The organism is Microbacterium sp. NPDC058342 (assembly GCF_042723935.1).
GTDB lineage: Bacteria > Actinomycetota > Actinomycetes > Actinomycetales > Microbacteriaceae > Microbacterium.
Genome location: NZ_JBHXID010000001.1, coordinates 1450301 through 1471422, shown reverse-complemented (window position 1 = coordinate 1471422; position 21122 = coordinate 1450301). Strand labels below are relative to the sequence as shown.

20 protein-coding genes and 2 tRNA genes are annotated in these 21122 nt (G+C 69.0%); 7 read left to right on the top strand and 15 right to left on the bottom strand.

What is annotated here, in order from left to right; all coding sequences use genetic code 11:
- Entirely contained in the window at positions 1–474 is a 474-nt protein-coding gene (locus tag ACFWHT_RS06735; protein ID WP_378826669.1) for a DUF3515 family protein, read from the top strand.
- Positions 475–481: 7 nt separating this feature from the next.
- Here ACFWHT_RS06735 and ACFWHT_RS06730 read toward each other — a convergent pair whose 3' ends face one another.
- The 7 genes from ACFWHT_RS06730 to ACFWHT_RS06700 form a co-directional block, all read right to left on the bottom strand.
- The gene (locus ACFWHT_RS06730; protein WP_378826667.1) at positions 482–1579 is read right to left on the bottom strand and encodes a D-alanine--D-alanine ligase family protein; all 1098 of its coding nucleotides are present in this window, start codon (positions 1577–1579) and stop codon (positions 482–484) included.
- On the bottom strand, positions 1479–2621 hold the full coding sequence (locus tag ACFWHT_RS06725; protein ID WP_378826665.1) for an NAD(P)H-dependent glycerol-3-phosphate dehydrogenase: 1143 nt from the start codon (positions 2619–2621) through the stop codon (positions 1479–1481). Before ACFWHT_RS06725 ends, ACFWHT_RS06730 begins: the two co-directional genes overlap by 101 nt.
- Positions 2611–3360 carry a lysophospholipid acyltransferase family protein gene (locus ACFWHT_RS06720; RefSeq protein WP_378826663.1) on the bottom strand — a complete coding sequence of 250 codons (750 nt, stop codon included), beginning with the start codon at positions 3358–3360 and terminating at the stop codon, positions 2611–2613. Before ACFWHT_RS06720 ends, ACFWHT_RS06725 begins: the two co-directional genes overlap by 11 nt.
- A gap of 4 nt (positions 3361–3364) precedes the next feature.
- Entirely contained in the window at positions 3365–4729 is a 1365-nt protein-coding gene (gene murA / locus ACFWHT_RS06715) for a UDP-N-acetylglucosamine 1-carboxyvinyltransferase (protein WP_378826660.1), read from the bottom strand.
- Positions 4730–4839: 110 nt separating this feature from the next.
- A complete protein-coding gene (gene leuD, locus ACFWHT_RS06710; RefSeq protein WP_378826659.1) occupies positions 4840–5436 on the bottom strand; it encodes a 3-isopropylmalate dehydratase small subunit in 597 nt (198 codons plus the stop codon).
- Positions 5436–6866 (bottom strand): 3-isopropylmalate dehydratase large subunit, encoded by a 1431-nt coding sequence (gene leuC / locus ACFWHT_RS06705; protein WP_378826656.1) that lies wholly within the window; start codon positions 6864–6866, stop codon positions 5436–5438. The genes leuD and leuC overlap by 1 nt, the downstream gene beginning before the upstream one ends.
- A 172-nt stretch (positions 6867–7038) precedes the next feature.
- A complete protein-coding gene (locus ACFWHT_RS06700) occupies positions 7039–8031 on the bottom strand; it encodes a TerC/Alx family metal homeostasis membrane protein (protein ID WP_378826655.1) in 993 nt (330 codons plus the stop codon).
- 237 nt (positions 8032–8268) lie between these two features.
- On the opposite strand from ACFWHT_RS06700, the gene ACFWHT_RS06695 reads away from it, so the two are divergent.
- The 5 genes from ACFWHT_RS06695 to ACFWHT_RS06675 all read left to right on the top strand — a co-directional run bounded on the left by ACFWHT_RS06695 (position 8269) and on the right by ACFWHT_RS06675 (position 12610).
- Complete coding sequence (locus tag ACFWHT_RS06695; RefSeq protein WP_378826653.1) at positions 8269–8826, top strand: RNA polymerase sigma factor; 558 nt, start codon at positions 8269–8271, stop codon at positions 8824–8826.
- On the top strand, positions 8823–9929 hold the full coding sequence (locus ACFWHT_RS06690) for a DUF4349 domain-containing protein (RefSeq protein ID WP_378826652.1): 1107 nt from the start codon (positions 8823–8825) through the stop codon (positions 9927–9929). The genes ACFWHT_RS06695 and ACFWHT_RS06690 overlap by 4 nt, the downstream gene beginning before the upstream one ends.
- Positions 9930–9996: 67 nt before the next feature.
- Positions 9997–10533, top strand: a complete 537-nt coding sequence (locus ACFWHT_RS06685) for an ArsR/SmtB family transcription factor (protein ID WP_378826650.1) — start codon at positions 9997–9999, stop codon at positions 10531–10533.
- A gap of 1 nt (position 10534) precedes the next feature.
- Positions 10535–11779 (top strand): MFS transporter, encoded by a 1245-nt coding sequence (locus tag ACFWHT_RS06680; RefSeq protein WP_378826648.1) that lies wholly within the window; start codon positions 10535–10537, stop codon positions 11777–11779.
- Between the two features lie 24 nt (positions 11780–11803).
- On the top strand, positions 11804–12610 hold the full coding sequence (locus ACFWHT_RS06675; protein WP_378826645.1) for an SDR family oxidoreductase: 807 nt from the start codon (positions 11804–11806) through the stop codon (positions 12608–12610).
- A 24-nt stretch (positions 12611–12634) separates the two neighbouring features.
- Here ACFWHT_RS06675 and ACFWHT_RS06670 read toward each other — a convergent pair whose 3' ends face one another.
- From ACFWHT_RS06670 to ACFWHT_RS06640, 7 genes are all read right to left on the bottom strand, one after another.
- Complete coding sequence (locus ACFWHT_RS06670; protein ID WP_378826643.1) at positions 12635–14044, bottom strand: DUF222 domain-containing protein; 1410 nt, start codon at positions 14042–14044, stop codon at positions 12635–12637.
- Between the two features lie 188 nt (positions 14045–14232).
- Positions 14233–14526 carry a RidA family protein gene (locus ACFWHT_RS06665; RefSeq protein ID WP_378826641.1) on the bottom strand — a complete coding sequence of 98 codons (294 nt, stop codon included), beginning with the start codon at positions 14524–14526 and terminating at the stop codon, positions 14233–14235.
- Between the two features lie 210 nt (positions 14527–14736).
- Positions 14737–15372, bottom strand: coding sequence for a hypothetical protein (locus ACFWHT_RS06660; protein WP_378826640.1), 636 nt, complete (start codon positions 15370–15372; stop codon positions 14737–14739).
- 149 nt (positions 15373–15521) lie between these two features.
- Positions 15522–15597: transfer RNA gene (locus tag ACFWHT_RS06655), tRNA-Glu, on the bottom strand.
- 62 nt (positions 15598–15659) lie between these two features.
- Positions 15660–16688 (bottom strand): LLM class flavin-dependent oxidoreductase, encoded by a 1029-nt coding sequence (locus ACFWHT_RS06650; RefSeq protein ID WP_378827928.1) that lies wholly within the window; start codon positions 16686–16688, stop codon positions 15660–15662.
- 25 nt (positions 16689–16713) lie between these two features.
- Positions 16714–17562, bottom strand: a complete 849-nt coding sequence (locus ACFWHT_RS06645) for an SDR family NAD(P)-dependent oxidoreductase (RefSeq protein WP_378826638.1) — start codon at positions 17560–17562, stop codon at positions 16714–16716.
- 110 nt (positions 17563–17672) lie between these two features.
- Positions 17673–17748: transfer RNA gene (locus tag ACFWHT_RS06640), tRNA-Glu, on the bottom strand.
- A gap of 145 nt (positions 17749–17893) precedes the next feature.
- Between ACFWHT_RS06640 and ACFWHT_RS06635 the strand changes: the two genes are divergently transcribed.
- Positions 17894–18529 carry an MBL fold metallo-hydrolase gene (locus ACFWHT_RS06635; protein WP_378826636.1) on the top strand — a complete coding sequence of 212 codons (636 nt, stop codon included), beginning with the start codon at positions 17894–17896 and terminating at the stop codon, positions 18527–18529.
- A gap of 30 nt (positions 18530–18559) precedes the next feature.
- Here the strand turns inward: ACFWHT_RS06635 and pepN are convergent, their stop codons facing one another.
- Positions 18560–21070 (bottom strand): aminopeptidase N, encoded by a 2511-nt coding sequence (gene pepN / locus ACFWHT_RS06630; protein WP_378826634.1) that lies wholly within the window; start codon positions 21068–21070, stop codon positions 18560–18562.
- Between the last annotated feature and the right edge of the window lie 52 nt (positions 21071–21122).

Genomic DNA, 21122 nt, shown 5'->3' with positions numbered 1-21122 from the left:
ATGCTCCGCCGTTCCGCTCTGCTCCCCGGGACGCTGATGCTTCTCGCTCTGGTGGGGTGCTCGAGCACCGTCGCCCTCACTCCCGAGCCGTACGCGAACGATCCGGCCTGCGCCGATGTGACCGTGCGACTGCCCGACGCGATCGGAGATCAGGACCGCCGCTGGACGGACGCCCAGGCGACGGGTGCGTACGGCGACCCGACGAGCGTGATCATCGCCTGCGGCACCGAGGTGCCCGGCCCGACCGCGACCCTGCAGTGCGTCACCCTGGAGGGCATCGACTGGCTGGTCGACGAGTCCCAGGCCCCGAAGATGCGGATGACGACCTACGGGCGCGACCCGGCCGTGCAGGTCTTCGTCGACACCGAGGTGATCGGGGCCAACGAGGTGCTGACCGACAGCGCGCTGGTCAGCGCGGTGCGCACCACGCCCGCGCAGCGGGCCTGCACCTCGCCGGACGAGCTGCCCGAGTGACCGGCGGTCACCGTCGACTGCTGCGCAGGCCCGCCTCGATCAGCTCGGTGATGAGCTCGGTGTAGCTCAGCCCCGACGCGATCCAGCACTTCGGGAACATCGAGAATCGCGTGAAGCCGGGCATCGTGTTGAGCTCGTTCACCATCAGGTCGCCGTCGGGCGTGACGAAGAAGTCGACCCGCGCGAGCCCCTTCCCGTCCACCGACTCGAAGGCCCGGACCGCCGTGTCCTGCAGCCGCGCGATGAGATCGTCGTCGACGTTCGCCGGGCACACGATCTCGACGCCGTCGCCTCCGAGGTACTTGCCCTCGAAGTCGTAGAAGCTGCGCGAGGTGAGCACGACCTCGCCGGGCAGCGAGGCTCGTGCCCGCTCGCCGTCGCGCCCCGCGAGTACACCGACCTCGATCTCGCGTCCGGTGATCCTCGTCTCGACGAGCACCTTGTCGTCTTCGGCGAACGCGATCCGGAACGCCTCGTCGAGCCCGACGCCGTCGTCGACGCGCGACACCCCGACACTCGAACCGGCTGTGGCCGGCTTGACGAAGACCACTTCGCCCAGTTCGGCGACCGCACCGCGGATGCGCTCGGGATCGCCCTCCCAGTCGGTGCGGCGGACGGTGATACCCGGAGCGACGGCGATGCCGGCCGCCGACAGCGCGAGTTTGGTGAAGTGCTTGTCGAGGCACACCGCGGAGTCGAGGATGCCGCCGCCCGCGTACGGGACCTCGAGCACGTCGAAGAAGCCCTGGATCGCGCCGTCCTCGCCGTGCAGACCGTGCAGCAGCGGCAGCACGATGTCGACCTCGCCGAGATCGACCGTGGAGCCGTCCGGCGCGACGGCGCGCAGCATCCGGTCGCCGTCCGGCTCCGGCCAGCGCACCCGGGTGCCGTTGTCGACCACCTCGGGCATGCGGGCGGCGTCCAGCGCGAACCGCGCGGGGTCGTCCTGCTCGAGGACGAACGCTCCCTCGCGGGTGATCCCGACCGGGATCACCGCGTAGCGGTCACGATCGATCGCCGCCAGCACCCCGCCCGCCGTTGCGGAACTGATCGAATGCTCGCTGGAACGCCCGCCGAAGAGCACCACCACCGTCTGCCTGTCCATAGTTGGTCCTCTCCTCCTGGGGCGTGTCGTCGTCGGTGGTCAGGTGCGGGGCGATGTCGCGGGGATCCATTCGCCCGTCGAGCACCATCTTCACCTGCTCCACGATGGGCATGTCCACCTCGGACTCGCGGGCGAGCTGAAGGATCGGCGCGACGGACGCGAGCCCCTCGGCGGTCTGCTGCATCTGCTTGACGACGTCCTGGAAGCTGTACCCCTGGCCCAGCAGGCGCCCGGCCGTGTTGTTGCGGCTGAGGGGCGACTGACAGGTCGCGATCAGGTCGCCCAGGCCCGCCAGTCCCTGCAGCGTCTCGGGCTGCGCGCCGTTGGCGACGGCGAAGTCGGTCATCTCCACGAGACCGCGCGTGATGATCGACGCCTTGGTGTTCTCGCCGTATCCGACGCCGTCGACGATCCCGATCGCGACCGCGATGAGGTTCTTCAGCACACCGCCGAACTCCGTGCCGATCACGTCGGTGTTCACGAAGGAGCGGAAGTACGCGTTGCGCGCGGTGCGCGCCACGGCATCCGCGGTCTCCTGGCTCCGCGAGGAGATCACCGCCGCGGTGGGCTGCTCCCGAGCGATCTCCAGAGCGAGGTTGGGACCGGATGCCACGGCGATCCGCATCGGATCGCAGCGCAGCTCCTGCTCGATCACCTGGCTCATCCGCAACCCGGTGGAGCGCTCCACGCCCTTCATCAGGCTGATGACAGGCGCCTCGCTGCCGCCGAGCAGCGGACGAAGCGCCGCGAGGTTCTCGCGCAGCGTCTGACTGGGCACCGAGAGATAGATCTGCTCGGCGCCGTCGAGCGCACGCGCCAGCTCATGCGTGGCGGTCATCGCACGTGGCAGGTTGATGCCGGGAAGGTACTTCGAGTTGCGCTTGGCCTCGTTGATCTCCTGCGCCAGTTCGGGGCGCCTGGCCCACATGGTCACCTGGGCGCCGCCGTCGGCGAGGATCTTGCCGAACGTCGTTCCCCAGCTGCCCGCTCCGACGACGGCGGTGCGCGTGCCTGCGACGACCTGTGCGCGCTTAGGAGTCAAGGCGCCCCGTCTCGTTCTGGCCGTGATCGGCCGGGTTCCATCTGTTCGCCGGAGCCTTCTCGCCGCGCAGCTGCTCGAGCAGCGCCGTGATCGCCGCCATCAGCCGGTCGGTCGCCTCGTTCAGTGCGGCCGGCTCCGTGGCCCGGGCACGCAGATCCGACAGGTCCACGGGATCGCCGATGAGCACCCGCACCGGCTTGCGCAGCGGCCACAGGCTGAGCCCCTTCTGGTAGCGCCCCATGATCGCCTGGGTGCCCCACTGCGCCATCGGGATGAGGGGGATGTCACCGGAGAGCGCCAGGCGCACGGCGCCGGACTTTCCGCGCATCGGCCACAGTTCCGGGTCACGCGTGAGCGTCCCCTCGGGGTACACGATCACGCCGCGACCGTGCTCGACGAGCTCGCGCGACTGGGCCATGGTCTGCTTCGCGGCGGTCGCCGACGAGCTGCGCGCGACGGGGATCATGCCGGTGCGCTTGAGCACCCATCCCACGACGGGGATGCGGAACAGGCTCTCCTTGGCCATGAATCGCGGAAGCCTGCCCGTGCGGTACACGGACATGGCCACGATCAGAGGATCGAGCTCGGAATGGTGGTTCGGTGCGAGCACGAAGGCGCCGGTGCGCGGGAGCTTCTCGGCGCCCGTGGTGCGGATCCGCGCGAGCAGCGAGACGAGAGGGATGACGATCACCGCCAGCGGCCAGAAGAGGCTGGGGCGGCTCCGCTCGGAGGCAGCCATCAGATCACCGGACGACGTCGAAGTCCGCGCCGAGCGCCTGCAGCTTGTCGAGGAACTTCTCGTAGCCGCGGCTGAGGATGTCGACTCCCGAGACCTGCGACTCGCCCTCGGCGGTGAGCGCGGCGATCACGTGGCTGTACCCTCCGCGCAGGTCGGGCACGAGGATGTCGGCGGCGCGCAGGGGCGTCGGTCCGGTGATCACGGCGGCCTGCTCGAGCTCGCGACGCGGCACCCGGCGGGGTCCGTTCTGCAGACCGTGCGGGTGCACGACGATGTCGGCTCCCATCTTGACCAGCGCCTGAGTGAAGCCGAAGCGGTTCTCGTACACCGTCTCGTGCACGATGGAGCGGCCCTCGGCCTGCGTGAGCGCCACGATGAGCGGCTGCTGCCAGTCCGTCATGAAGCCCGGATGCACATCGGTCTCCACGATCACGGGCTTGAGCTCGCTGCCGCGCCGGAAGAGGATGCCGTCCTCCTGCACGTCGAACCAGCCGCCGGCCTTGCGGAAGACGTTGAGGAAGGTGAGCATCTCCTGCTGCTTCGCCCCCGCGACGAAGATCTCGCCGTCGGTGGCCAGCGCAGCGCAGGCCCAGGAGGCCGCCTCGTTGCGATCGAAGATGCAGCGGTGATCGTAGCCGCGCAGCTGCTCGACGCCCTCGATGAGGATGACGCGGTTGGGCTCGTAGGAGATGATCGCGCCCATCTTCTGCAGCACCGCGATCAGGTCCATGATCTCGGGCTCGATGGCCGCGTTGCGCAGCTCGGTGGTGCCCTTCGCGCGCACCGCCGTCAGCAGCACCTGCTCGGTAGCACCCACGCTGGGGTACGGCAGGTGGATGTTGGCGCCCTTGAGCCCCGTCGGCGCCGAGAGCCGGATGCCGCTGGGCTGCTTCTCGACGATCGCACCGAACTTGCGCAGCGCGTCGAGGTGGAAGTCGATCGGACGGTCGCCGATGCGGCATCCGCCCAGGTCGGGGATGAACGCCTGGCCCAGCCGATGCAGCAGTGGTCCGCAGAACAGGATCGGGATGCGTGACGCGCCCGCGTGCGCGTCGATCTCCTCGTAGTGCGCGGACTCGACCATGCTCGGATCCAGCACGAGCGAGCCCGGCTCGTCGCCCTCGGTCACGGTGACGCCGTGCACCTCGAGGAGCGAGCGCACCACGGCGACGTCGCTGAGGTCGGGGACGTCGCGCAGGATGCTCGTGGTCTCACCCAGGAGCGCGGCGACCATCGCCTTGGTGGCCAGGTTCTTCGCGCCCTTCACGTCGACACGGCCGCGCAGCGGCCTGCCTCCGCGGATCGCGAGCACGGATCCGGTCGGGACCGGTGCCTCATCAGTCGCAGCATCGCGGAGCGGTGTCGTCATTCGGGCCTCTTCTTCTTCAGGACAGGCGCGGCTGTGGCCGCGAGCCTCTCAGTCAATCACGGCGGTCGCCGTGGGGGCTTGTGACCCCCGGGCCCACCTGCGCGCCCCGTTTAGCGAACAGGGAGCGTGCGTGGCCGCCACGACTCGCGGCGGGCCTCGAACTGCGCGATCCTGTCTTCGTTGCGCAGCGTGAGCCCGATGTCATCGAGCCCCTCGAGGAGCCGCCACCTAGTGTAATCGTCGATCCCGAGGGCGGCCTGGAAGCCGGCGATCGTGGCCGTGCGCGCCTCGAGATCCACCGTGATCTCACGGCCCGGCTGCTCGTCGATCAGCGTCCAGATGCGCTCGATGTCGGCGTCGTCCACGGTGGCGGCCAGCAGGCCCTGCTTGCCCGAGTTGCCCCGGAAGATGTCGGCGAACCTCGAGCTCAGCACGACCTTGAAGCCGTAGTCGCGCAGCGCCCAGACGGCGTGCTCGCGGCTGGAGCCGGTGCCGAAGTCGGGCCCGGCCACCAGCACGGATGCCGCACGGAAGGGCTCCTGGTTGAGGACGAACTGCGGATCCTGCCGCCACCCGTGGAACAGCGCGTCGTCGAAGCCGGTCTTGGTGACGCGCTTGAGGAACACCGCCGGAATGATCTGGTCGGTGTCGACGTTCGAGCGCTTCAGCGGTGCGGCGACGCCGGTGTGCGTGGTGAACTTCTCCATCAGATGCTCGTCTCCAGGTCGCTCGGGCTGGACAGGGTGCCTCGGATCGCGGTCGCCGCGGCGACCAGCGGCGAGACCAGGTGGGTGCGTCCGCCCTTGCCCTGCCTGCCCTCGAAGTTGCGGTTGGACGTCGACGCGCAGCGCTCGCCCGGGGCGAGCTGGTCGGGATTCATGCCCAGGCACATCGAGCATCCGGCGAAGCGCCATTCGGCGCCGAACGCCTCGACGATCTTGTCGATCCCCTCGGCCTCGGCCTCCAGGCGCACGCGGGCGGAGCCGGGCACGACCATGACGCGCACGCCGTCGGCCTTCTGCTTGCCCTCGATGATCGACGCGAAGGCCCGCAGGTCCTCGATGCGACTGTTGGTGCACGAGCCCATGAAGACGGCGTCGACCCGCACGTCCTTCAGCGGCGTGCCCGGTGCCAGGTCCATGTACTCCAGAGCCCGCTCGGCGGCGGCGCGCTCGTTGGCATCCGCGATCGCGGCCGGGTCGGGGACCGACGACGACAGCGAGCTGCCCTGACCGGGGTTGGTGCCCCAGGTGACGAACGGCTCCAGAGCGCTCGCGTCGATGTCGACCACCGCATCGAACACCGCATCCGGGTCGGACGGCAGCGTGCGCCAGTACGCGACGGCGTCGTCCCAGTCCTGACCCTGCGGCGCGTGCGGCTTGCCCTTCACGTAGGCGAAGGTGGTCTCGTCGGGAGCGACCATGCCGGCGCGCGCGCCGGCCTCGATCGACATGTTGCAGATCGTCATGCGGCCCTCCATCGAGAGGCCGCGGATCGCGCTCCCGCGGTACTCGAGCACGTAGCCCTGCCCGCCGCCGGTGCCGATCTTCGCGATCACGGCGAGGATGATGTCCTTGGCGGTGACGCCCGGACGCAGCTCCCCCTCGACATTGATCGCCATCGTCTTGAACGGCTTGAGCGGCAGCGTCTGGGTCGCCATGACGTGCTCGACCTCGCTGGTGCCGATGCCGAACGCCATCGCACCGAAGGCCCCGTGCGTGGAGGTGTGCGAATCGCCGCAGACGACCGTGATGCCGGGCATGGTCAGCCCCAGCTGCGGACCGACGACGTGGACGATGCCCTGCTCGGCGTCGCCCAGGGAATGCAGCCGCACGCCGAACTCCTCGGCGTTGCGGCGCAGGGTCTCGATCTGGGTCCGGCTCGTGAGATCGGCGATCGGCTTGTCGATGTCGAGGGTCGGGGTGTTGTGGTCCTCGGTGGCGATCGTGAGGTCGAGCCGGCGCAGCGGACGATCCTCGGTGCGCAGGCCGTCGAAGGCCTGCGGGCTCGTGACCTCGTGCACGAGGTGCAGGTCGATGTAGATGAGGTCGGGCTCGCCGTTCTCGCCCTTCACGACGAGATGGTCGTCCCACAGCTTCTCTGCGAGCGTGCGGGGGCGGGTGATGTCACTGGTCATGTGGCGCTGTCTCCTGGGTTTCGAATCGGCCCATGCAGGATGCCGCGACGAGGAAGGCCTAGATCGAGGTCTCGTCGCGGCTGCTAAGGAGAAGAGCCGCTCGCATCCCGTCAGGCTACCACCGCGGAACGGGGGGTCGCGCCGAGATGACGGGCGCCACCCCCCTCTCGGGTCACTCGCTGAGGGCCGCGGCGCGCTTCTCGCGAGCGGATGCGATCAGGCTCGCGATGGTCGCGACCGCCATGGAGGCGAGGATCACTCCGAGCGACACGAGGTTGGAGATGTCGGGCACCCATTCGACGTGCTTGCCGCCGTTGATGAATGGCAGCTCGTTGACGTGCAGGGCGTGCAGGATGAGCTTGATGCCGATGAATCCCAGGATCACGGCGATGCCGTAGTGCAGGTACCGCAGACGATCGAGGAGGTCGCCGAGCAGGAAGTAGAGCTGACGGAGCCCCATCAGGGCGAAGATGTTCGCCGCGAACACGATGAAGCCGTTGGTGGTGATCTCGAAGATCGCCGGGATCGAGTCGATCGCGAACATGAGGTCGGTGATCCCGATCGTGATGAACACGATGATCATGGGTGTCCACATGCGCTTGCCGTCGACGACGGTGCGCAGCCGGGAGCCGTCGTAGCCGTCGCTGATGTCGATGCGGCGACGCAGCAGGCGCACGATGAAGGCCTCGGTGCGCACCTCGTCCTCGTGATCCTCCGGCATCGCCTGCTTGATCGCGGTGTAGATGAGGAAGGCGCCGAAGAGGTAGAAGATCGGTGAGAAGTGCTCGATGATCGCGACGCCGATCAGGATGAACGCTCCGCGCAGCACCAGCGCGATGATGATGCCGACCATCAGCACCTGCTGCTGCAGGCGGCGCGGCACCGAGAACTGGGTCATGATCAGCACGAACACGAACAGGTTGTCGATCGACAGGCTGTACTCCAGCGCCCAGCCGGTGATGAAGTCACCCGAGTTGCGCCAGCCCGCGAAGACTCCCAGCAGCACGGCGAACAGCAGCGCCAGCGAAACGTAGAAGACCACCCACAGCGTGGATTCCTTCGTCGACGGGATGTGCGGACGCAGCCGGATGAGCAGCAGGTCGGCGATGAGGATGACCGTGAGCACGATCATCGAGGTGATCTCGAACCAGATGGGGATGGTCACGGGGCGCGGCCTCTTTCGAAAGGGTCGGCGGGAACCGAAAGTCTCTCCCCCGCACTGCGTGCGTCGCGCGTCCGGAGCAGCGATGGCGATGCTCGTGATGACGATCCGCGCGGAATGGGATACTCCCTCTCGCGTGACCAATGCTACCGGATCGGACCGGGCATGCACGCGCGCACCGGGTCTGAGACGATGAGGCGTCGCCTGACACTCCATCCATGAGAGACAGAACGGAACAGGATGTCGACGCACAGCCAGGACCAGGCGTGGGCCGCGCGGGCCGCAGCGGGAGACCGGGATGCCTTCCGCGCGATCTACCGCGCCCATGTGCGGCCGGTGTACTGGATCGCGCACGGCATCCTGGGATCGGCGCCCGACGCCGAAGATGTGGCTCAGGAGACGTTCACGGTCGCGTGGCGCAAGCTTCCCGGCCTGCAGCTCGCCGGGGAGTCGCTGCTGCCGTGGCTCGCCACGATCTGCCGTTTCCAGGCGGCGAACCGCCTGCGGGTGCTGCGCCGTGATCGGGACAACACCGCCAACGCCCTGGACGACGCCCTGCCCGACACGGTGAGCGTCGAAGACCAGGTCATCTCGCTGGCACTGGCTGAGCGCATCGCCGCCGAGGTGGGCCTGCTCGACGAGATCGACCGGGAGATCTTCCGGCTCTGCGCCGTCGAGGGGTACGCGTATCAGGTGGCGGCGGCGGAGCTCGGAGTGAGCCACGCCGTGGTCCGCAACCGTCTCTCCCGGGTTCGCACGCGCCTGCGCGGCGCGGTGCAGGAGGTGAGGGACGCATGAACGAGCACGAGGAGGCGGCATTGCCGCCACTGAGCGATGAGAGCATCGCGCGCATCGAGCGCGCCGTGCTCGATGAGATCGACGACGACCGGATCGGCGCCGTGCCCCGCGCCACGCCCGCGGGCCACCGTCGCCGGAGATGGGTCACCGCCCTCGGCGTGGCTGCGGCCTTCGCCGCGGGCATCCTCGTCGCCCCTCCCCTGCTGACGGCGGTCACGGGAGCCGGATCCGCGTCCGACGAGGCCGGTGCAGGCTCGTTCGCGTTCGACACCGCACAGGCGCCGGCCGTCGGGAGCGCGGAGTCGATGGCCGGCGGCGGCAATGCGGCCGCGGACGGCGAGGTGCTCGCCGAAGCGGACGAGGCCGCGACCGGCCGCGACATCATCACGACGGCGCAGCTGACACTGCGGGTGACCGACGTCGACAAGGCCGCCCGCGCGCTGGCGGAGCTGGCGCGGGAGCACGGCGGTTATGTCGAGTCCGAGGACATCGGGCTCGACCCCGGGCACCCGGCCGACGGGGCGGCGGAGGGCGCCCGGTCGGCCGGAAGCGGGTGGATCAGCATCCGGATCCCCGCGGCGGATCTCGGCGAGGTGATCGCGGCGGTGGGCCGGGAGGGACAGGTGCTGGGCTCGTCGATCTCGCGCCAGGACGTCACATCGACCGCGATCGACCTGCGCGCGCGGGTGGATGCCACGCGCGCATCCGTCGAGCGACTCACCGAGCTGATGACGAAGTCGGGCTCCGTCGGCGACCTGATCACCGCGGAGACCGCGCTCAACGAGCGCCAGGCCCAGCTGGAGAGCTACGAGCAGCAGCTCGCTGCCCTCGATGACCAGGTCGCGATGTCGACGGTGCGGATGGAGCTGACCGAGCGCACGAGCCCGACGACGGCGGATCCTGCCGGTTTCGGCGACGGCCTGCTGGCAGGGTGGAACGGCCTGGTCGTCGCCCTCAACGCCCTGGTCGTGGCCGTGGGCTTCCTGCTTCCCTGGCTGGTGATCGCGGGGGCGGCCCTGGCGGTGATCTGGCTGATCCGCCGAGCGAAGCGCCGTGCCGTCGCCGGCCGGCGCAGCGCGAAAGGCAGCGACGCCTCGGGGTGATCCGTTGAATCCGCAGGGTATACAAGAAGTCTTGTGAGATGGGGGTTCCCCGCTTAGCGTGACGGACGTGGAACACATCTCTGTCATCGCGACGATCTCGCACCCGCTGCGGCGGCGAATGCTCGGCCATCTGCTGCTGCACGGCGCGACCCAGGTCGGAACCTTCGCTCGCGCGCTCGATGCACAGGTGGGCAGTATCAGCCACCATCTGCGGATGCTGCAGCGGGCGGGCATCGTCGAGCAGACCGACGCGCCGGACGGCGACCGCCGAGCCAGCTGGTGGCAGCTCGCGCGCCGATCGTTCACGTGGTCGACCTCCGACTACGACTCCCCCGCCGATGCGCTGCTCGCCCGTGAGGCTCAGCGGGCGAACGTGCGCCATCAGCTGGATCTGCTGCAACGATGGCATCGTGCCTCGGTGCACAGCGATCGGGAGGGTTTCAGCACGGACTCGCTCGCCTGGGCCACCCAGGAGGAGCTCTCCGACCTTCACGCGCGTCTCAACGCGCTGCTCGACGAGTGGCGGCGTGGGATCGATCGCGAAGACGGACGGGAGCGGATGCCGGTGTTCTTCTTCGCGCATGGCTTCCCGGCGGAGGTGTGAGGTGAGCGCGGAACCTCAGCTGCTGCGCACCCCACCGGCGTTCCGTCGCGACCTTCTCGTGCAGGCGTGGCTCGTCATCAAGGCGCTGTCCGATGCGGGCGACGGGATCTTCACGATCGCCTTCGCATGGACCGCCGTGCAGATCGCCTCGCCGGCGGTCGCCGGCCTCGTCGTCGCTGCCGGAACCGTGCCGCGTGCGATCGTGCTGCTCGTGGGCGGTGCCTATGCCGACCGGTCCGATGCGCGCCGGCTGATGATCCTCTTCAATGCCCTGCGCGTCGTGGTGCTGGTCGCGGTCGCGGTGTGGTGTCTCGCCGCCCCGCCCACGGTGGCGCTGCTGCTCACCGCGAGCATTGCCTTCGGCCTGTGCGACGCGTTCTTCGAGCCGGCGGCGGGCACGATGCCGCGCCAGCTGGTCGCCCCGGCGGACCTGCCCGCGTACTCGGCTCTCAGTCAGACGCTGTCGCGCCTGGGCACGATGGCGGGGTCGGCTGCGGGCGGCTTCCTGGTCGCCGCGTACGGCATCGCCGGCAGCGCGGGGATGAACACGCTCACGTACGTGGTCGTCATCGTCTTCATAGTGCTGTGGTTGCGTCCGCGGTTCGCGCTTCCGCGCTCGTCGGTGCAGCAGAGCGTGCTGCGCGGCGTCGCGGACGGATTTCGGCACCTCGGCCGGGAGCGCGCCACCCGCACGCTGGTCATCGCGCTGTCCGGACTGAATCTCGCGGTGGGCCCGGCGATCTCCATCGGTCTTCCCCTGCAGGCGACTGCGCGGGGTTGGGGTGCGGGAGCGGTAGGCGTGTTCGAAGCGCTCGTCGGCGGCGGTGCGATGATCGGCGCGCTCGTGGTGGCGCGGTGGCGCCCGCGCCACGAGGCGACAGGCGCGTTCTTCGCTCTGATGCTCCAGGGAGCCGGAATCATCGCACTGGGGACCGGCTCGCAGATCGTGGTGGGCGCGGGGAGCCTCGTGATCGGCCTCACCGCCGGATTCGCCTCGGTCCTTCTGGGATCGACCTTCGCGGCGACCGCCGCACCCGACTACCTCGGACGGCTGGGCTCGATCCTGCGGCTGGGTGATGACTGCCTCATGCCCGTGGCGATGGCGGTGTTCGGACTGCTCGCCGGCATCCTCCCGCTCTTCGTCCCGTTCGCCCTATACGGAGGTGCGATGGCGCTGCTGATGATCGTGCCGCTGCGCAATCCTCAGCTGCGGACTCTCACACTGTCAACCCCCGCCGCCGTGTGAGGGCCAGCGGATAGCCTGCCTGGCATGACCACAGACGAGTTCCTCCCCCGCCACGCGATCGTCACCGCCTCGGATTCCGGCATCGGAGCGGCGACCGCCATCGCCCTTGCCGACGCCGGGATGGACGTGGGTATCACCTGGCACTCGGATCAGCAGGGTGCGGAGCACACGGCCGAGGCCGTGCGGGCCCGAGGGCGTCGGGCCGTGGTGGCGCACTTCGACGCGACCGAGTTCGACACGGTTCCGCAGGTCATCGATGAACTCTGCGAAGCGCTGGGCGGCCTCGATGTCTTCGTCAACAACGCCGGCGCGAGCACGCCCCGACGCCTGCTGGAGGTCCCGATGCAGGAGTGGCTGGAGACGATGGCCCTGAACGTCGACGGAGCGTTCCTCGGGATGCAGACCGCCGCGCGGCGCATGGTCGCCGCCGGCCGCGGCGGTCGGCTGATCGCCGTGACCAGCGTGCATGCCCACCAGCCCCGGGTCGGTCTGGGTGCCTACATCGCGGCGAAGCATGCGCTGCTCGGGCTGACCAGGACGATGGCGCAGGAGCTGGGTGAGCACGGGATCACGGCGAACACCGTGGCACCTGGCGAGATCGCGACGGCCGCGAGCGGGCGCGACTCCGAGGACGCGGAGCGCACGCACAGGCCCGGCGTCCCGCTCGGCCGGCCGGGCAAAGCCGAGGAGATCGCCGCGGTGATCGCCTTCCTTGCCTCACCCGCGTCGAGCTACGTCACCGGGGCCGACTGGGCGGTGGACGGCGGGATGCTGCAGATGGGCCCCGAGGCGGGGTCGGGTCTGCCGGATGACTCCTGGCGCGAACTCTGACGTCGGCGCGGCGGCCGGAACCGGTCAGAAGGGTGCGAGGAGTTCGTCGGGCATGGTGACCCAGAGGTCGGGCGGATTCTGACCGTCGGAATGCCCGCCGGACGCGCCGCTGTCCCCCTCTGTGCCGGTCTCAGTGTCGGTGAACGTGACGGTGTTGGGCGACGGGGGCTTGTCGACGTAGACCCGCTGGGTCGGGCTCGTCCATTCCAGCAGTCCGCCGCCGAGTTGTCGCACGTGCCAGGGCGAGTGGTGTTTGAGTACGTGGTGCCGTCGGCAGAGGGCGGCGAGGTTGTCGTCGTCGGTGCGGCCCCCGAAAGCAGCATCCTCGGTGTGGTCGAGGTCGCTGTCCCAGACGGGCATGCCGCAGCCGGGGAACCGGCAACGCTGGTCGCGGCCCCGCAGGTGTCGCTTCAATGCTTCGGATGGCCGGTACCGATCCACCGCGAGCACGCCGCCGGTGATGGGATGTGTGAGCACCCGATCCCATCCGGTGGCTGCGCCGGCCAGCCGCCGCGCTGTCTCCGTATCGATGGGACAGCGCCCGTCCACCTCCGCCGCAGGCCCGCGCTTGCCCATGAGTGTGGTCACCGGGACGGTGACGCTGATCGTCGCGGTGATCGCCGCCAGCAGTCCGTCGGCGGTGTCATGCCCGCCCGGAGTCCCAGTCAGCAGGAGATCCAGTGCCAGGTCTGCCCGCGTCTGCGACAGCGTGCGCGGGTCGGCGGCATCGCCATCAACGTCTGGACGGCCGTCAGCATCCGCCTGCCCATCAGCGTCCGTCTGGCGTGAGGCGGTCGCGACCGCTTTCGCCATCTTCGTGAGTCGTTCGAAGGCGCCGTGCACAAGCGCGGCGGGGCCGAGGATGCCGAGCTCGGCCATCCCGTCGGCCTGATCCTTCACCCACACGCCCCGGGTCTGCCGCGCCTGCGTGTGCCGCTCATCCATCGACTGCGGCTGGTAGTGCTGCGCCAGACGCTCCGCGATCGGCCGCAGCCGGTTGGGGGACTCGTTCTCAGCGAACTCGAGCACCCGCGCCGTATACGCGGCACGCGCCTCAGGATCTGCGATGTGCAGCCCGGCATCCGCGATCACCCGGGCATGCCCCGCGCTGATCCGTCCCGCGCCCTGAGCCGCCCACGCCGCCGGGAACCGCTCGACCTTCAGCTCGGCATCCGCCATCCGCCGCTGCACCGTCCGGTCACTGACCCGCAGCACCGCAGCCAGCTCGGCCGCTACCGAACGCAGCGTCAGATCGGCAGCATCCACACCGCCGCTCTCCTCGGCCATCGACAACGCAAGCCGGTTTGCCAGCGCCAGCGCGCCGTCGCGGGCGGCCTGCATCCCGTCGATCGAGCGCTCGATCTCCCGCGCCATGGTGACCAGCGAATCGAGCACGCTCATCTGCTCGTCGGAGGCGGCCACCATTGCGTTCATGACACCAGTATCCGAGGGGCCACCGACATTCAACGGCGAGATCCGGGCCGAATTCAGGTCCTAAGATCACGAAGGCGTAACGAAGGTTTGAGGAACGGAGCCCGTTGCCGTGGGTCAGCCACGCTGTCCGATCTCACCGCCGGTGCCGCAGGCAGCAATTACGCCTCGGATGCGCCTCGCCAATAACGTCAGCGCGGCGGTCGTGCCGCGATTGGCTCAACTTCGACAAGCTGCCCGGGATAGCCCAGCACCGAAACTCCTTGCAGCGTCGCGGGGACGTCGTGGTCACCGAAATGCTCGCGCACCACTGTCCACGCGGCGCCCAAGTGCTCCGGCTCGGTAGCTACGACCAAGATACGGAGGAACACAACGCCCTCCAGAGCGACGTGGCAGCGGCTCAGCACTTCGTCCATGTTGGACAGTGCCTGCCGGGTCTGCGCTGCGACACCCCCGCCGAAAACGATCGTTTCCGGTCGCGCCACGATCTCGGTTCGAACGGCCGTCGACACGCCGATTGAGCGGCCGCCAAAACGCCCCGGCGAAACCGATCCCGCCAGAACGATCTGTCAGACGTTTCCGGCAGCCTCGAGGGGGAGCCGCCGGACTGAAAGGCAATTACCGACAGGTCTCGTGAGACAACCGATCCCCTCGACGCCGCATGGGATGCGCGACGTGACCGGGGATCTCCCATCTCATCGGCTGTCCACTTTCGTGAACTCGGACAGCGGCCAAAAGGGCCGAGCGCTCGCCGCGAGTTCCGGCACCGTGCTGAAGTCCAACGCTGTGCGCGTCTCCTCGATGCCGAGTGCCGGCCATTGCATGACCAGCTCGACCTGACCCGCGGAAGGCAGAGGCCAGAGCCACAGGTGATCCGCCGAGCCGTACGCGCTTCCTCCACCGCCGCCTCCCTGCTCCCGACGGCTGAGGGTGTGACCTTCGGGCTCGGCCATCGGATCGCCGCCGCTGAAGAACGGGGATGCTTCGATCACCTTCTCGCCGTCTGAAAGCACGACGCCGAATCGCAGTCGACCGGCTCGGTCGACCGGCCCGCCGAACGACATGTGCTCCATGAAGACACCGCACAGCTCGTTCCACTCCGCCAGGGGCAGGCCGTTCCGGCGCAGACGCCGTTCCACTCGAAGCTCTACGCCCTCGCGGTGAACGGCGACCCCGATGAGCGCGATCGCGACGTGGTCCGTCGCGGCGAGGATCTCGGAGACGGGCAGCAGCACGGGCAGTTCGTCCTCGGGCGCCTGCCACCAACCCGGTTGCGGCGATTCGACCTCTTCCGGTTCGGGGATCTCAGGATCTGGCGGAAAGAACGTCATGCCGCCAGCCCACCATGCCCGCACGACCTGCGCAAGGGCGGCATTCATCGGTCTCGCGGCCATCACCAGTCCGGCACGCACAGCCCCAGCCCTGCGCGAGTTCGCGACGGCAAAGAGAAAACCCCCGGCACGGCCGAGGGCTTTCATGTTGGTGACCCCAGCGGGATTCGAACCCGCGTTACCGCCGTGAGAGGGCGGCGTACTAGGCCGCTATACGATGGGGCCGTCACTGCAACCGTTCAAGTATGCCATGACGATCGGACCCGAACAAATCGAGCCGCTCCGGCTCAATTCAGCATGTCCTTCACCATCGGCACGACCTTCTCGCCGTACAGCCCGATGGACTGCATCATCGTCTCGTGGCTGATCTGACTCTGGTCGTACTTGAGATCGAAGCGGTTGACGCGCAGCGATCCGAGCGTTGCGACGATCTTGTGCGCCACGGTCTCGGGAGAGCCGATGTAGAGCGCACCGCCCTCGATCTCCCTCTCGAAGTCGCCGACCGCCGGCGGCGCCCAGCCCCGCTCCTTTCCCATGCGCGTTCGCATCGCGAGCCAGCCGTCGTGGGTGAGCGCGCGCGCCTGCTCGTCGGTCTCGGCCACAAGCCCCGGAGAGTGCACGGCGACCGGCTTGTGCCCGACGCCGTACTGGTCCTGCGCGCGCTCGAACAGATCGATGTACGGCGCGAACCGCGCAGCCGGCCCGCCGATGATGGCCAGGAACAGCCCGAAGTTGTATCGCGCCGTGCGCACCACCGAGTCGGGGCTGCCGCCCACGCCCACCCAGGTGCGCAGTCCGCCAGTCGTTGCGGGGAACACGCGCTGATCCTTCAGGGCGGCGCGGGTGCTGCCCTGCCAGGTGACCGGCTCCTCCCTCAGCAGCTGCGAGAGCAGGTCGAGCCGCTCCTCGAAGAGCTCCTCGTACTGGCGCAGATCGAAGCCGAACAGCGGAAACGACTCGGTGAACGATCCGCGGCCGGCGACGATCTCGGCCCGGCCGTTCGAGACGGCGTCGAGAGTCGAGAAGCGCTCGAAGACCCGCACGGGGTCGTCGGAGCTCAGCACCGTGACGGCAGAGCCGAGTCGGATGCGCTCGGTACGGGATGCGATCGCGGAGAGCACCATCTCGGGGCTGGACACCGCGAAGTCGGGGCGGTGGTGCTCCCCCACGCCGAAGAAGTCCAGCCCGACCCGGTCGGCGAGCACCGCCTCGTCGATGATGTCGCGGATCACCTGAGGATGCGGAACCGGATCTCCGGCGGCGTCGTTCGTCACGCCGCCGAAGGTGTCCAGCCCGAATTCGATGTCAGTCACGATGGGCGCAACCCCGCATCCGCAGCGTTCATTCCGCCGGATACATCTCGCCGTGGGTCCGGAGCATGGCTTCGGATCTGTCCCACAGCTCACGGGCGATCTCCGGATCGTGGACCTGGGGGCTGACCTTCGTCGCGATCCGCCCGGACTCGTAGTACGCGCCGGGGACGAAAGCGGCGCCCGGCGCGCCCTCGGCGAACCGGACGAGCTGGTCGGCGCCCTTGTCGGCCGAGATCGTGAACAGTCTCCGGAGGGGTCCGTGGTACATGCGTCGCATGAAGTGATTCGTGTCGCCGGCAAAGCCTGTGGCGACGACACCGGGATGGAACGCCACGGCCGAGATGCCGCGGTCGCCGTACCGGCGCTGCAGTTCCTCGGTGAACAGGATGTTGGCCAGCTTGCCGTTTCCGTACGCTTTCAGCGGGGAGTAGCCGGCCGCGTTCTGCAGGTCGTCAATGTCGAACCGGGCGAACAGGCGAGCGGCGGCGCTCGCCGTCTGGATCACGGTCGCCCTACCGGCGGTGAGCGCGGGCATCAGGAGCGTGGTCAGCAGGAACGGTGCGAGGTGGTTGACCTGGAAGGTGCTCTCATTCCTGTCGACGGTGAGCCTGCGGTCGCCCATCATGCCTCCCGCGTTGTTGGCCAGCACGTCTATCCGCGGATGGGCAGCGAGCAGTCCTTCGGCGAGGTCGTGCACCTGCGACAGATCGGCGAAGTCAGCCAGGTAGCACGGCACGTCCAGCTCAAGCGCGACCGCGCGGGTCTTCTCCGGCGATCGCCCGACGATGACGACGTCGTGGCCGCCTCGTCTCAGCCGCCGCGCGGCTGCCGCGCCGATACCATCGCTCGCGCCGGTGATCACGATCGTTCTCGGCATGCGCCCTCCAGATGGTCCGGCGGTTCTCGCCGACCACCACCATCATGACTGACGAGGGCAGGCACGGATGACGAAGGCCCTCCGATTCCTCGGAGGGCCTTCGGTGCTGCTGGTGACCCCAGCGGGATTCGAACCCGCGTTACCGCCGTGAGAGGGCGGCGTACTAGGCCGCTATACGATGGGGCCGCACGTCCCCGGGGGGCCGTTCTGGCAACCGTCAAAGTCTGCCATGACGAATCCGCGTCGGCCAAATCAGCGCACGGCCAGCACACCGGCGGGCGTGTCGCCATCGCCCCTTGCCGTCCGGGAAGGCGCGGAGTTGACTCGGAGCATGCGCGTCACCAAGTTCGAACATGCCACCCTCCGACTCGACCAGGCCGGCAGCACGCTGCTGATCGATCCGGGGACGTTCACCACCCCGTTGGACGACCTGAGCTCACTCGTGGCCGTCGTGATCACGCACGAACATCCCGATCATTGGACCCCCGGGCATCTCGACCGGATCCTGCGCATGGCACCCGGCACGCCCGTGTACGGGCCCGCCGCCGTCGCTGCGGCGGCCGAGGGGTACGGGATCGTGGTCGTCGCGCCGGGTGACACCGTCACGGCCGGCGACTTCACCCTGCGGTTCTTCGGGGGCGAGCACGCAGTGATCCATTCCTCGCTGCCGACTGTGGAGAACCTCGGCGTGCTGGTCGACGAGACCCTCTACTATCCGGGCGACTCGTACGCCGTGCCGCCGGTCGAGGTCGACACCCTTGCGGCCCCGATCGGCGCGCCCTGGCTGAAGATCGGCGAGGCGATGGACTTCGTGCTCGCCGTCGCGCCGAAGCGCTGCTTCGGCACGCACGACATGACGCTCTCGACGATCGGCCGAGGAATGCACCAGGAGCGTCTGCGATGGGCGACGGAGCAGGGCGGCGGACGCTTCTTCGAGCTGGTGCCCGGCGATTCGCTCGATCTCTGAATCCGGCGATTCAGCCCTGCCTCGTCGGCATCAGGCCGGCTGTGCGGCGCGCACGCGCAGCTCGCGCGCCAGGTCGTCGCGCGACTCGATGATCAGCCGGCGCAGCGCTCCTGGTGCATCCGCATTCCCCTCCAGCCATGCGTCGACCAGCGCCGTGTCAGCGGTCGCCGGGAACAGTCCGACGACGAGCCGCTGCGCGAGTTCGATGCTGCGGGTGGACCAGGCCTCGCGGATGCGGGTGAAGTACTCCTCATCGAACCCCGAGATGAGATCGCGTCGGCCGCCGGCGCGGAATCCGCCGATCGTGGCGTCGAGATGATCGTTGCTGAGCGACAGGTCGTTCCAGGCCGCGTCCCACGCTGCAGCGCGAGTACCGGCATCCGGAAGCGATGCGAGTGCCCGGATCTCCGCGGTGCGGCCGCTGGCGGTGTCGTCCCGGGTGTGCTCGGCGATGATCTGGTCGACGGCGGCGGCGCCGGTCGTCGCCAGGGCGGTCAGCATCAGCCAGCGAAGGTCGGCGTCGACGGGCAGTCCGCGTGGCGCATCGCCCTCGAGGATGCTCCTGACCGCGTCGTGGTGACTCGTCACGAACCCGGATGCCGCGGCGAAGGCGCGCGCCCAGGCGAGCTGCGCATCGCTGCCGGCATCGGCGGACTGCAGAGCCGCCCAGGTGGAGTCCGCCCAGGCGCGGCTCTGACCGTCGCGCGCCTCGTCGGCGACGTAGTGACGCACCGCGAACGCGCCGTTGGCCAGCACCGCAGCCAGCAGGGCGACGTTCGACTCGGCCGGTGCGTGACGACGCACGATGTCGAGGTAGCGCTCCGCCGGCAGTTCCCCGTCGCGGGTGGCGTTCCACAGCGACGACCAGACGAGACCGCGCACGAGGTCGTCCTCCAGCGTGGAGAGGGAGTCCGCGACGGTCGCGAGCGAGCGCTCGTCCAGGCGGACCTTGGCGTAGGTGAGGTCGTCGTCGTTGAGCAGCATCAGGTCGGCGTCGGCGAGGTCGACCTCGGTGCTGTCGCGCTCGATGCTCAGCTCGACGCGCTCGCGCAGGACGAGTCGCCCTTCACGCAGGTCGTACAGGCCGATCCGCAGGCGGTGGGGCCGCGCACCCGCGGCGCCCGCATCCTGTCGGAGTACTCGGCGACCGTCGGCATCCGTCTCCAGCCACAGCGTCGCGACGCCGCTCGTCTCCAGCCACGCGCTCGACCAGGCGCGCAGGTCGTGTCCCGAGACCTCCTCGAGCTTGTCCAGGAGGTCGCCGAGCGTGGTGTTGCCGAAGGCGTGGGCGGCGAAGTAGCGGCGGGCGCCCTCGAAGAACGCATCCTCGCCGACGAAGGCGACAAGCTGCTTGAGCACGGCGGCACCCTTCGCATACGTGATGCCGTCGAAGTTCAGCTTCGCGGCCTCCAGGTCTGGGATGTCGGCGACGATCGGGTGCGTGGTCGGAAGCTGGTCCTGGCGGTAGGCCCACGCCTTGCGGCTGTTCGCGAAGCGCGCCCATGCGTCGGTGAAGCGCGTCGCCGCGGCCGACGCGTGCGAGCCCATGTAGTCGGCGAAGGACTCCTTGAGCCAGAGGTCGTCCCACCAGCGCATGGTCACCAGATCGCCGAACCACATGTGCGCCATCTCGTGCAGGATCGTGTTCGCCCTGCCGCCGCGCTGCGCGTCGGTGGCGGCGCCGCGGTGGATGTACGCCTCGGTGAACGTCACCAGACCCGGGTTCTCCATCGCGCCGAGGTTGTACTCGGGCACGAAGATCTGGTCGTACTTGCCCCACGGGTATGCGTAGGCGAACGCATCGCTGAAGAAGTCGAGTCCCTGCCGCGTCACCTCGAGGATCTCGTCGGCTTCGAGGTGCTCCGCCAGCGATGCGCGGCACAGCACGCCGAGGTCGATGTGCTGCTCCCCGCGCGACCACTCGCCGTCGATGCGGGCGTAGGGACCGGCGGCGACCGCAGTGATGTAGCTGGAGATCGGCAGGGTGGGCGCGAACTCGACCCGCTGCATGCCGATTCCCTCGTGCACGCGCGCCGGCGACTGGTTCGACAGCACGTGCCAGCCCGCAGGCGCGGTGATGTCGAACGTGTACGACGCCTTCATGTCGGGCTGCTCGAAGCAGGCCATCACCCGGCGTGCGTCAGCGGGCTCGTACTGTGTGTACAGGTAGGTCTCGCCGTCGACCGGATCGAGGAAGCGGTGCATGCCCTCTCCCGAGCGGCTGTAAGCGGCGATGCCCTCGATCCGCACGAGGTTCTGCGCTCGGAGCCCGTCGATGAGGATCCGTGCGCCGTCGTAGCGCACCTCGCGCTCCTCACCGTTCACCTCCACCCGGGAGACCGACTCGCCGATGAAGTCGATCCAGGTCTCGGATGCGCTCGCATCGAACTCCAGCGTGGTGACACTCGGGAAACCGGTGCGCGCGCGCTGCGGTGCTCCGGTCAGGTCGAGTTCGACGCGGATGGCGCGCACGGTGATGTGCGCGGCGCGTGCGGCGGTCTCTTCGCGGCTGAGGTTCGCGGTCGCGTTCGCAGAGGTCATTGCTCCATCGTGTCATGTCGCCGTGCGGCGTCGGAGCCGATCAGGCGCCGGA

Bases quoted from the DNA above. Each gene is read 5' to 3' on its own strand.
- ACFWHT_RS06735 (WP_378826669.1), top strand. From the start codon at position 1: ATGCTCCGCCGTTCCGCTCTGCTCCCCGGGACGCTGATGCTTCTCGCT.
- ACFWHT_RS06730 (WP_378826667.1), bottom strand. From the start codon at position 1,579: ATGGACAGGCAGACGGTGGTGGTGCTCTTCGGCGGGCGTTCCAGCGAG.
- ACFWHT_RS06720 (WP_378826663.1), bottom strand. From the start codon at position 3,360: ATGGCTGCCTCCGAGCGGAGCCGCCCCAGCCTCTTCTGGCCGCTGGCG.
- murA (WP_378826660.1), bottom strand. From the start codon at position 4,729: ATGACGACACCGCTCCGCGATGCTGCGACTGATGAGGCACCGGTCCCG.
- leuD (WP_378826659.1), bottom strand. From the start codon at position 5,436: ATGGAGAAGTTCACCACGCACACCGGCGTCGCCGCACCGCTGAAGCGC.
- leuC (WP_378826656.1), bottom strand. From the start codon at position 6,866: ATGACCAGTGACATCACCCGCCCCCGCACGCTCGCAGAGAAGCTGTGG.
- ACFWHT_RS06695 (WP_378826653.1), top strand. From the start codon at position 8,269: ATGTCGACGCACAGCCAGGACCAGGCGTGGGCCGCGCGGGCCGCAGCG.
- ACFWHT_RS06690 (WP_378826652.1), top strand. From the start codon at position 8,823: ATGAACGAGCACGAGGAGGCGGCATTGCCGCCACTGAGCGATGAGAGC.
- ACFWHT_RS06675 (WP_378826645.1), top strand. From the start codon at position 11,804: ATGACCACAGACGAGTTCCTCCCCCGCCACGCGATCGTCACCGCCTCG.
- ACFWHT_RS06670 (WP_378826643.1), bottom strand. From the start codon at position 14,044: ATGAACGCAATGGTGGCCGCCTCCGACGAGCAGATGAGCGTGCTCGAT.
- ACFWHT_RS06660 (WP_378826640.1), bottom strand. From the start codon at position 15,372: ATGACGTTCTTTCCGCCAGATCCTGAGATCCCCGAACCGGAAGAGGTC.
- ACFWHT_RS06645 (WP_378826638.1), bottom strand. From the start codon at position 17,562: ATGCCGAGAACGATCGTGATCACCGGCGCGAGCGATGGTATCGGCGCG.
- ACFWHT_RS06635 (WP_378826636.1), top strand. From the start codon at position 17,894: ATGCGCGTCACCAAGTTCGAACATGCCACCCTCCGACTCGACCAGGCC.
- pepN (WP_378826634.1), bottom strand. From the start codon at position 21,070: ATGACCTCTGCGAACGCGACCGCGAACCTCAGCCGCGAAGAGACCGCC.